The 10,262-nt window shown below is 72.0% G+C and carries 8 protein-coding genes; all 8 read left to right on the forward strand.

What is annotated here, in order from left to right; all coding sequences use genetic code 11:
* The coding region (locus tag ACWEKM_RS44295; protein ID WP_451626979.1) for an APC family permease at positions 1–1,144 on the forward strand (1,144 nt) is incomplete at its 5' end.
* Entirely contained in the window at positions 1,141–2,274 is a 1,134-nt protein-coding gene (locus tag ACWEKM_RS44300) for an LLM class flavin-dependent oxidoreductase (RefSeq protein ID WP_451626980.1), read from the forward strand. The genes ACWEKM_RS44295 and ACWEKM_RS44300, both read left to right, overlap by 4 nt.
* Before the next feature lie 48 nt (positions 2,275–2,322).
* Positions 2,323–3,510 carry a GNAT family N-acetyltransferase gene (locus ACWEKM_RS44305; protein ID WP_451626981.1) on the forward strand — a complete coding sequence of 396 codons (1,188 nt, stop codon included), beginning with the start codon at positions 2,323–2,325 and terminating at the stop codon, positions 3,508–3,510.
* A 120-nt stretch (positions 3,511–3,630) separates the two neighbouring features.
* The gene (locus ACWEKM_RS44310) at positions 3,631–5,232 is read left to right on the forward strand and encodes an ABC transporter substrate-binding protein (RefSeq protein WP_451626982.1); all 1,602 of its coding nucleotides are present in this window, start codon (positions 3,631–3,633) and stop codon (positions 5,230–5,232) included.
* A 2-nt stretch (positions 5,233–5,234) separates the two neighbouring features.
* Complete coding sequence (locus tag ACWEKM_RS44315) at positions 5,235–6,194, forward strand: ABC transporter permease (protein WP_451626983.1); 960 nt, start codon at positions 5,235–5,237, stop codon at positions 6,192–6,194.
* Positions 6,191–7,054, forward strand: coding sequence for an ABC transporter permease (locus tag ACWEKM_RS44320; protein WP_451626984.1), 864 nt, complete (start codon positions 6,191–6,193; stop codon positions 7,052–7,054). Before ACWEKM_RS44315 ends, ACWEKM_RS44320 begins: the two co-directional genes overlap by 4 nt.
* A gap of 31 nt (positions 7,055–7,085) precedes the next feature.
* On the forward strand, positions 7,086–8,843 hold the full coding sequence (locus ACWEKM_RS44325; protein ID WP_451626985.1) for a dipeptide ABC transporter ATP-binding protein: 1,758 nt from the start codon (positions 7,086–7,088) through the stop codon (positions 8,841–8,843).
* Between the two features lie 75 nt (positions 8,844–8,918).
* Positions 8,919–10,262: acyl-CoA dehydrogenase family protein (locus ACWEKM_RS44330; protein ID WP_451626986.1), on the forward strand; the 1,344-nt coding region annotated here is incomplete at its 3' end.

The following is a 10,262-nucleotide window of genomic DNA, read 5'->3' on the forward strand; positions in this document are numbered from 1 at the left end:
CCACACCGACCACGTGGTGTTCAAGGTGCTCCTGCTGGTCCTGGCCACCGCGGTGGCGCTCTACATCCCGCTCCGCGGGGTGAGCATCTCCGCGAGGACCGGCCTCGTCTTCGAGATCGCCTCCGCCTCGGCCGTCGCCGTCGTCCTTGTCGCCTCCTACCTCCACTACGGCGCGCGCCTCGACTCGGCGCAGTTCAGCCTCAGCCACCTGGGCGACAGCACCACGCTGATCGCGGCCGTCACCGCCGTCGGCTCGTACGCCGGCTTCGAGAGCGCGGCATCCCTCGGCCACGAGGCGCGCGACGCCCATCGCACTGTGCCACGCGCCATCCTGCGGCTGGTCGTCGTGCTGTCGCTGCTCTACCTGTTCGCGACCTACCCGGAGGTGCTCGGCTTCCAGGGCCCGCACACCCTCGACGCGGACAGCACGCCCCTGCCCGTCGTCGCGCGGAACGCCGGCGTCGACTGGGCCACCTACCCCGTCAACCTGCTGCTCGGCACCGCAATGATCGTGTTCTCCTCCGCCGTCATCAACTCCGGGGCCCGCAGCCTGTTCACCCTGGCGCGGGAGCGCGCCCTGCCCGCCGCGCTGGGCCGCGTCCACGCCACCTTCCGCACCCCGCACATCGCCATCGTCACCGTCACCGTCATCGGTTTCGTGCTCGGACTGGTGGGCACCGTCACCGACGTCGGCCGGTTCCAGTGGGACGTGTACGTGGGCATCGTCTCCAGCTACGGCTATCTCTTCGCGTATCTGCTGGTGGCGGTCGCCACGCCGCTGTGGCTGCGCAGGATCAAGGTGCTCACCCCCGGCAGCCTGGTGGCGTCGGTCCTGGCCGCCCTCGGCATCCTCTACGTGATCTACAAGAACCTCGTGCCCGTGCCGACCGGCGCGTACCGGTACCTGCCGTACGTCTTCGTGGCCCTGCTGCTGATCGGGCTGGCCCGGTACCTGTGGCTGCGCGCGACCCGGCCCGAGGTCGCCGCCCGCGTCGGCTCGATCCAGACGCTGTCCGCGGCCGAACAGGAGCGCCTGGCCGAGCTGGGGCTGCTCGACGCGGTGCGCGGCAGCCACCTCGCCGACGACGCCGTCGACACACTCGTCGGCCGGACCGGCCGATCCGGCCGATCCGAGGACCGATGACCATCCACCTGCACTGGTATCTGCCCACCAACGGTGACAACCGCGACATCGTCGGCTCCGGCGACGGCTCGCAGCAGACCCTGGCCGCCGTCCGCACCGGCTTCCGCGCCGCCACCGTCGAATATCTCGGGGGGATCGCCCGCGCCGCCGAACAGCTCGGCTTCGAGGCCGTACTCACGCCCACCGGGACGTGGTGCGAGGACGCCTGGATCACCACCGCCGCGCTCACCGCCGCCACCACCCGGCTCAAGTTCCTGGTGGCCTTCCGTCCGGGCCTCGTCTCGCCGACCCTCGCGGCCCACCAGGCCGCCACGTTCCAGCGCGTCTCGGGCGGACGGCTGCTGCTCAACGTCGTCACCGGAGGGGATTCGGTGGAGCAGCGCCGCTTCGGGGACCACCTCGACCACGACCGGCGCTACGCCCGTACGGAGGAGTTCCTGACCGTGCTGCGCGGCGTCAGCGCGGCCCGGGAGCCGTTCGACTTCCACGGCGAGCACTACGACATCGAGCAGGCGTCGATCCCGTTCGCTCCGCACGAGCCGCCGGAGGTGTTCTTCGGCGGGGCCAGCCCCGCCGCCGAGCGGGTCGCCGCCCGGACCGTCGACACCTATCTGGCCTGGGGGGAGACGCCCCCGCAGATAGCCGAACGGCTCCGACGCGTCCGGAAACTGGCGGCCGAGGCGGGCCGCACACTGAGCTTCGGCATCAGGTTCCATGTGCTCAGCCGGGACACGGCAGCCGAGGCATGGGCGGAAGCCGGCCGGCTTCTCGACCGCGTCGACGACTCCCGCATCCGCCAGACGCAGCGGACGCTCGCCGCCAGCGAATCGGTCGGCCAGCGGCGGATGGTGGCCCTGCACGGCGGCGACCGCCGCGACCTGGAGGTCTATCCGAACGTCTGGGCGGGATACGGGCTCGTGCGCGGCGGCGCGGGCACGGCCCTGGTCGGCAGCCACCGTGAGGTGGCGGACCGCATCGAGGAGTACCACGACCTCGGCATCGACCACTTCATCCTCTCCGGCCAGCCGCACCTCGAAGAGGCATACCACTTCGCGGAGGGGGCCGGCGCCGAGCTGCGCCGCCGCGGGCTGGTCCCCCCGGTCGGCGGGTCCGGCCCGGCCCCTTCCTGACCGCCGCACAGCGACACCACCGCCCCGCCCACCGGAGAAGGCACACGCATGAGCATCGACATCAGGACGCTGACCACCCCCGACGAGGTCGACGCAGCCTTTCGCGTCTTCCTGCGGGCCATGGTCGGGCTGCCGTTCCGCGACATCGATGCCGTCGGCATCACCGAGCCCGGCCGCTACCTCGGCGCCCTCGACGACGGCGTCGTGGTCGCCGGCGCCGACTCGTATGCCGGATGGCTCGCCGCACCCGGCGGGGCACGGCTGCCGCACGCGGCCGTCACCCACGTCGGGGTGCTGCCGACGCATCGTCGGCGCGGCATCGTCGGTGACCTCCTGACCCGGCAGCTGAAGGACTTCGCCGAGCGCGGCGAGATCGTCGCCTCGCTGCGTGCCTCGGAGGCCGTCATCTACGAGCGCTTCGGCTACGGCGTCGCGACCTCCGCAGTCTCCGCCCGCGTCACCGTCAGCCGGGCCGGACTGCGCCCCGGGGTGCCGGCCGGGGGCAGCGTGCGCCTGGCCGACGCCGCGGCCACCACCGAACTGCTCGGCGGCATCTACCAGCGGGCGGCCTGGACCGGGGCCGTGCACCGCCCCGACGGCTGGTGGCGGCTGGACGAGCTGCGCCGCGCCGCGAGCACCACGCCCCACTACGTCGTCGTCCACGACGACGACGGGTACGCCGTCTACCACCCGGAGAACACCGAGTCCTGGTTCACCAGCAGCGAACGCACCGTCACCGTCACGGACTTCGTGGCGCTCAACGACCAGGCCCGCGCCGGCCTCTGGCGCCACCTGCTCGCCCTGGACCTCGTGGACGTCCTGGAGTTCGCTTCCCTCGCCGTCGACGACCCGCTGCCGCTCGCCGTCCTGGACCGCCGCGCCGTCACGATCGGCGGCGCCCACGACGAGACGTGGCTGCGCCTCGTCGACGTCGAGGAGGCGCTCGGGGGGCGCGCCTACGGCAGCGGGGAGCCGGTCGTGCTGCGCGTCGAGGACCCGCTGCTGCCGGCGAACAGGGGCAGCTACGAGGTCGGACCCGCAGGGGTGACCCGTACCTCGGCCGCCCCCGACCTCGACATGGATGTGTCCACCCTGGCCGCGGCCTACCTCGGTGGCACGCGCTGGCGGCACCTGGCCGCGACCGGCCGCGTCCGGGCCCATCGCCCCGACGCCGTCCACCGCGCCGACACCCTGTTCGCCGTCGATACCCAGCCGTTCTCCGGCACCGGCTTCTGACCGCCGCCCACACCCCCGGCACACCCGCCCGCACCCACCGGGCCGCACACCCCCGCACCACCCCGACCCGGCCGCGCACACCGCCCGCGCCCGCAGCCCACCACCGAAAGGGCACCACCTGTGATCCACACCCGACGCACCGTGCTCAGAGGCGTTCTCGCGACGGCGGCCTCCGGCCTCCTGGCCGCCTGCGGCACCACCGGCACGGGCCGGACCGCCGGCTCGAAGGCCCGCAACGGAGGCACGCTGATGGTCGGCCAGTACCAGGAGGTCACCCAGTTCGACCCCAACCGGCAGTACTCCTGGGAGACCTGGCGGATCGACCGGAACATCTACGAGACGCTCGTGGACGAGGACCTCTCCTCCGCCACCGGCGTACCGAAGATCATCCCGAAGCTCGCGACGTCGTGGAAGGTCAGCGACGACGCCACCACATACACCTTCACCCTGCGCCACGGCGTCAAGTTCACCGACGGCACGCCCTTCGACGCCGAGGCCGTACGGTTCAACGTCCGCCGCTTCACCGACAAGGACTTCGAGTACTACGACAAGACCAGCGCGGCCACCATGTCGCTGGTCTACTCCGACCTGAAGTCGTTCGAGGTGGTCGACGACCACACCGTGCGGTACACCTTCAACCACCCCTTCCTCGACTTCCTGCGTCAGATACCGAACAGCGGCAACGCCGCGTCCGGTATCTTCAGCCCCGCCGCCCTGAAGAGGTACGGGCAGGACGGCCTCGCCGACCACCCCGTCGGCACGGGACCCTTCACCTTCCAGGAACGCGTCCGCGGCGACCACACCACCCTGGTCCGCAACACGGAGTACTGGGGCACCCGGCCGCACCTGGACAAGGTCGTCTTCAAACCGATCGCCGACGACCAGGGCCGGGTGGCCGCACTGCGCAGCGGCGCCGTCGACCTCATCAGCCGTGTCCCGGCGGACTCGGTGGCCTCACTGGAGAAGAACGGGTACGACGTCCCGGAGAACAAACACGTTCCGCAGATCATCTACTACAAGTTCAACCTGGCGAACAAGGCACTCCAGGACAAGCGGGTCCGCCAGGCGATCATCAGGGCCGTCGACCGCGAGCAACTGGCCAAGAAGATCTACAAGGGATACGCCGAAGCGGCCACTTCGATCATCAACCAGGGCAACGAGGCGTACGACGCGTCCGCCGTCGACTACGCCCATGACCCGGCCGCCGCCAAGAAGCTGCTGAGCGAGGCCGGACTCGCCTCCGGCGACCTCAAGTTCACCATCCTCACCGACACCACCGGACAGCCCACCGCGGAGTTCATCCAGCAGCAGCTGAAGGCGGTCGGCATCGACGCCTCGGTGGAGTCCTTCGAGTGGATCACCTACGGGACGCGGGCGGCCAACCTCAAGCCGACCGACGGCCTGGTCCTGGGGGAGTGGGGCTACATCGCCGCGAACTGGGTGCGGATCGCGTACAACCAGTACGTCGCCGCCCAGGACGGCGCCCGGCACTCCGACACCTCCGACGCCACCGCCGAGGCCATCGACGTGGCCGCCCACAACGCCGACGCGAGCCGGTCGACCGAGCTGTGGCAGGACGCGGCGCGGAAGTGGGCCGAGGACGCCACGATCTTCCCGCTCCTGTCGTTCAGCCGCTACTACGCCGTCGCCCCCGCCGTGGGCGGCTTCGTCTGGCCGCGGCAGAACCACTACGACCTGTCCCGTGTCTGGGTGGCGGGCTGACGATGACGCGCCACATTCTCAGACGGCTCGCCGCCACCGTCCCGCTGCTCTTCGTGATCAGCCTGCTGGTGTTCTTCATCGCCCAGGCGGGACCCGCCGACCCCGTCCGCGACGCCCTCAGCCAGAAGATGACGCCGGCCCAGATCGCCGAGATCCGCCAGGCATACGGACTGGACCGCCCGGCCTGGCAGCAGTACCTGAGCTGGCTGGGGAGCCTGTTCACCGACGGCGGCGGCATCTCCCTGAGTCTGCGCAGCCCCGTCTCCGGCATCGTCTTCCCGGCCCTGCGCAACACCCTGCTGCTCGGCGCCGCGGCCACCCTGCTGACGGTCGTGCTCGGCGTGGCGATCGGCTTCGTCTCGGGCATCCGGCACGGCCGCCTCGCGGACCGCGCCGCGATGCTGCTCGTACAGGTCGGCAGCAATCTGCCGGTCTACTGGTTCGGTCTGATCGTCGTCTGGATCACGGCCGTGCACCGGCAGTGGCTGCCCGCCGGCGGTATGCACGACCTGCGCGGCGACGGAGGCTTCGGTGACCTCCTGCTGCACCTGGTCGCGCCCGCCTTCGTCGCGTCCCTGGTGTCCATGCTGATCGTCGCCCGGTTCGTCCGCGCGGCGGTCATCGAGAGCGAACAGTCGGACTACATCCGCACCTACCGGTCCCAGGGCTTCGGCCGGGCCGCGATCCTCGGCAAGCACATCGGCCGCAACATCCTTCCGCCGATCGTCAACACCACCGGCCTCACGGTGGGCTCGGTGATCACCGGTGTCGTCTTCGTCGAGACGATCTTCGCGTGGCCCGGACTGGGCAGTGTGCTGCTCAACGCCGTCGCCGGAGCCGACTACCCCGTGATCCAGACCGGTGTGCTGCTCGTCGCGGTCGCCTTCGTCCTGGTCAATCTGATCACCGACATCCTCCTCGACCTCCTCAACCCCCGGCTCCGGCACGGCGGTGGGGTATGACGACGACCGAACTCCGGCTCGCGGCACCGCCCGGACGCCGCTCGGCGACGGCACGACTGCTGCGCAACCGGGAGGCCCTGCTCGGCCTCGCCGTCCTCGCCGTGGTCGTCGCGGTCTCCGCGCTCGCCCCCTGGATCACCCCGTGCGATCCCGACGCCGGGGACGCCGACAACGTGCTCGCCGCCGTCGGGTCCCCCGGTCATCTGCTGGGCACCGACGACCAGGGGCGGGACGTGCTCAGCCGGCTCCTCGCCGGCGGGCGCACCGCCCTGCTGGTCTCGACCGCATCGGTGGCCGCCGCCCTGGTCATCGGCACCGCGCTCGGCCTGCTCGGCGCGTTCGCCGGGCGTCGTACCTCGGCCGTGCTCATGCGGGCCGTCGACCTCATGTTCGCCTTCCCGGTGATCCTGGTGGCGCTCTCCCTCGCCGCCGTCCTCCAGCCGGGCCCGACCGTTCTGATCGGCACCGTCGTCTTCGCCGCCGTCCCCTACGTGACCCGCGTCGTCTTCGCGGAGGCGAAAGTGGAACGGGAGAAGGACTACGTGGAGGCCGCCCGCTCGCTGGGTGCCTCCCGGGCCGAGATCCTGTTGCGCGAAGTGCTGCCCAACGTGCTCTCCCCGGTGGTGATCTACGGGACCAGCCTGGTCGGCGTGAACATCGTCTTCACCGCCAGCCTGAGCGCCCTGGGCCTCGGCGTTCAGCCGCCCCAAGCCGACTGGGGCCGCATGATCTCCGAAGGCGCCAAGGTCCTGGTGAACGGCAGCCCCGGCGTGGCGACGTTCCCCGCCGTCGCGATCCTCCTCGTCTCGCTCGCCTTCAACTGGCTCGGTGACGGGCTGCGCGACGTCCTCGACCCGTGACCCCGCCGCCCCCGCACCCCGAGGTGACCCCATGACAGCCGTTCTCACCGTGAAGGACCTCCGCGTCGACTTCGCCCTGCCCGGCGGCACCGTGCACGCCGTCCGCGGCGTGGACCTCGACATCGCGCCGGGCGAGGTCCTCGCCCTCGTGGGCGAGTCCGGTTCCGGCAAGAGCGTCACCGCCTCCGCCGTTCTCGGCCTGCTGCCGCGCGGGGCCCGGGTGACCGGTGGCAGCGTCCGCTTCGGGGACACCGAACTGCTCGGCCTGCCCGAGCAGCGGCTCAACGTCCACCGGGGCTCGGGCATCGGGATGATCTTCCAGAACCCGGCCACCTCACTCGACCCGTCGTTCACCGTCGGCAGCCAGCTCCGCGACACGGCACGGCTGCACCTGCGCGTCACCCGGGAGGAGGCCCTGGACATCGCCCGCGACTGGCTCGCCCGCGTCCGCATCCGCGACCCCGACCGGGTCCTGCGCTCCTACCCGCACGAATTGAGCGGCGGCATGCGACAGCGTGTGATGATCGCGCTCGCCGGTCTGTCCGGACCGGACCTGCTGATCGCCGACGAACCGACCACCGCGCTGGACGCCACCGTCCAGAAGCAGATCCTCGACCTGCTGCTCGGCCTGTCCGTCCGCACCCGCACCGCCGTCCTGCTGATCACGCACGACTTCGGCGTGGTCTCCCACACCAGCTCACGGGTCGCCGTGATGCGGGAGGGCAGCGTCGTCGAGGTCGGCGACACCGCCCAGGTCCTCGCCGCCCCGGCGCACCCCTACACCCGGGCCCTCATCGACTCCGTGCCGCAACCCGGACAGCGCCGGGGACCGGACAGCCGCGCCCGCCGACTGCTCTCCGGAGCCTTTGCGGTCCCGCGGACCGCCCAACTGCCGGAGCACGCCGGCCCGGCGCCGCGCCGGCCGGCCCCCGACCGCCCGCCCGGTGCCCCCGTCCTGCGACTCGACCGGCTGTCGAAGGAGTTCACGGTCGGCGGCCTCGGCACCGGACGACGCCGGGCCGCCGTGCGCGCCGTCGACGATGTCTCGCTCACCCTGCACCGCGGCGAGGTCTTCGGTCTCATCGGCGAGTCCGGCTCCGGCAAGTCCACCCTCGCCCGGCTCGCCTGCGGGCTCCTGCCGCCGACCACCGGATCCGTCACCTTCGACGGCCTCGATGTGGGCACCGCCGACCAGCGGAGCCTGCGCGCGCTGCGCCGCCGCTTCCAGTACGTGTTCCAGGACGCCGTCACCGCCCTGAACCCCCGGGTCAGAGCGGGCGACCAGATCGCCCGCCCCCTCGTCCGCCTCGGCCGGGCCGCAGGCCGACAGGAGGCCCGGGAACGGACGGCCCGAGCCCTGAGCCTCGTCGGCCTGCACCCGGACCACGCCGACCGCTACCCCCGCGAGTTCTCCGGCGGCCAGCGACAGCGGCTGCAGATCGCCCGCGCCATCGCACTGGAACCGGACCTGCTGATCCTGGACGAACCCACCTCCGCCCTCGACGTGTCCACCCAGGCCACCACCCTCAATCTGCTCCTGGACCTGCGTGACCAACTCGACCTGACCTACCTCTTCATCGGCCACGACCTGGCCGTCATCGAGTTCCTCTGCGACCGCATCGGTGTCATGCGGCAGGGCGCGCTGCTCGAAACGTTCCGTGCCGACGACCTGTTCGCCGCCGATCGCCAACCGGCCACCCGCGCCCTCATCGACTCCATCCTGCCGATCGGGCCCGCCACCGGCCGCACCGCCCCGGGCGAGGAGCACGCGCTCGTCCCCGACGCGTGACCCCCCGCCCGGCACGGTCCGCGCGCCGCCCCGGCACGCAGGACTCCGCCCGCCCCCTCCCATGAAAGGCCCACCATGACCACCACCACCGCCCCCAGCAATCTCCGGCAGCCCACCGCCACCGACGCCGACCTCGCCGCCCGCTTCCAGCCGGTCTTCGACCGCGTCGCCGAGGGCAACACCGACCGCGAGCGGACCCGTACCTTCCCCCACGAGCAGGTCCAGTGGCTCAAGGACGCGGGTCTCGGCACGCTGCGGATCCCTGCCGAACTCGGGGGCCTAGGAGCCTCTCTGGAACAGACGTTCACGCTGCTCGCCCAGCTGGCCACGGCCGACGCCAACGTCGGCCACATCTGGCGCAACCACCTCGCCTTCGTCGAGGACCGCCTCAACGCCGCCCCGTCTCCCGACAACGACCGCTGGCTACGGCGCTTCCTCGACGGCGACTTCGTCGGCGGCGGCTGGACCGAGGCCAACAACGGCACCTTCGCCAACCTCCGGACCACCGTCCGCCAGGACGGCGACCGGTGGCTGGTCAACGGAGCCAAGTTCTACGCCACCGGCAGCCTCTACGCCGACTGGCTCGACGTCCTCGGCAAGGGCGACGGCGACACCGTCCTCACTGCCCTCGTCCGGCGCGACCACCCCGGGGTGCGGCTCGACGACGACTGGACCGGATTCGGCCAGCGCACGACCGCCAGTGGGAGCGCCGTCTACACCGACGTTCCCGCCGAGCGCGGCGATGTCTTCCCGGCCGCCGAACGCTTCGTCTACCAGGGGCACTTCTACCAGACCGCCATGCTGTCGGTGCTCACCGGCATCACGCGTGCCGTGCTCCGCGACGGCATCGGGGCCCTGAAGGCCCGCGGACGCAACTACCCGCAGGGCCTCGACCCGGTGCCCGCCTCAGACGCCCAACTCCTCCAGGTCCTCGGCCAGGTGTCCGCCGACGCCTTCGCCGCGGAGGCCGCTCTGGGTGCCGCCGCCCGCCCCCTCGACCGGATCGCCGAGGCACATGCCGCCGACGACCACGACACCCGCAAGCAGCGCGTGCTGGAAGCGGAAGTCGCGGTCGCACAGGCCCAGCTGACCATCATCGACGCCGCACTCCGTGCCACCACGACCGTCTTCGACGCCCTCGGCGCCTCCGGTGTCTCCGACGCCCTCCTGCTGGACCGGCACTGGCGCAACGCGCGCACCCTCGCCTCCCACAACCCTCGCGTCTACAAGGCCCGTATCCTCGGCGACTGGCTGGTCAACGGCAAGGACCCGGTCCCCAATCTCGCGGCCATCGGTCGCGGGGGGGGGGGGGGGGGTGCGCCGCGGCCGGCGCGGGGACCGCCGAGTACCGGCAGGCCGGATGTTGGGGCGCCGACGGGGCCGCCCCCGCACACCCGCGCGGCCCGGGCGGGGAGGAGG

This window comes from Streptomyces sp. NPDC004752, assembly GCF_053601275.1.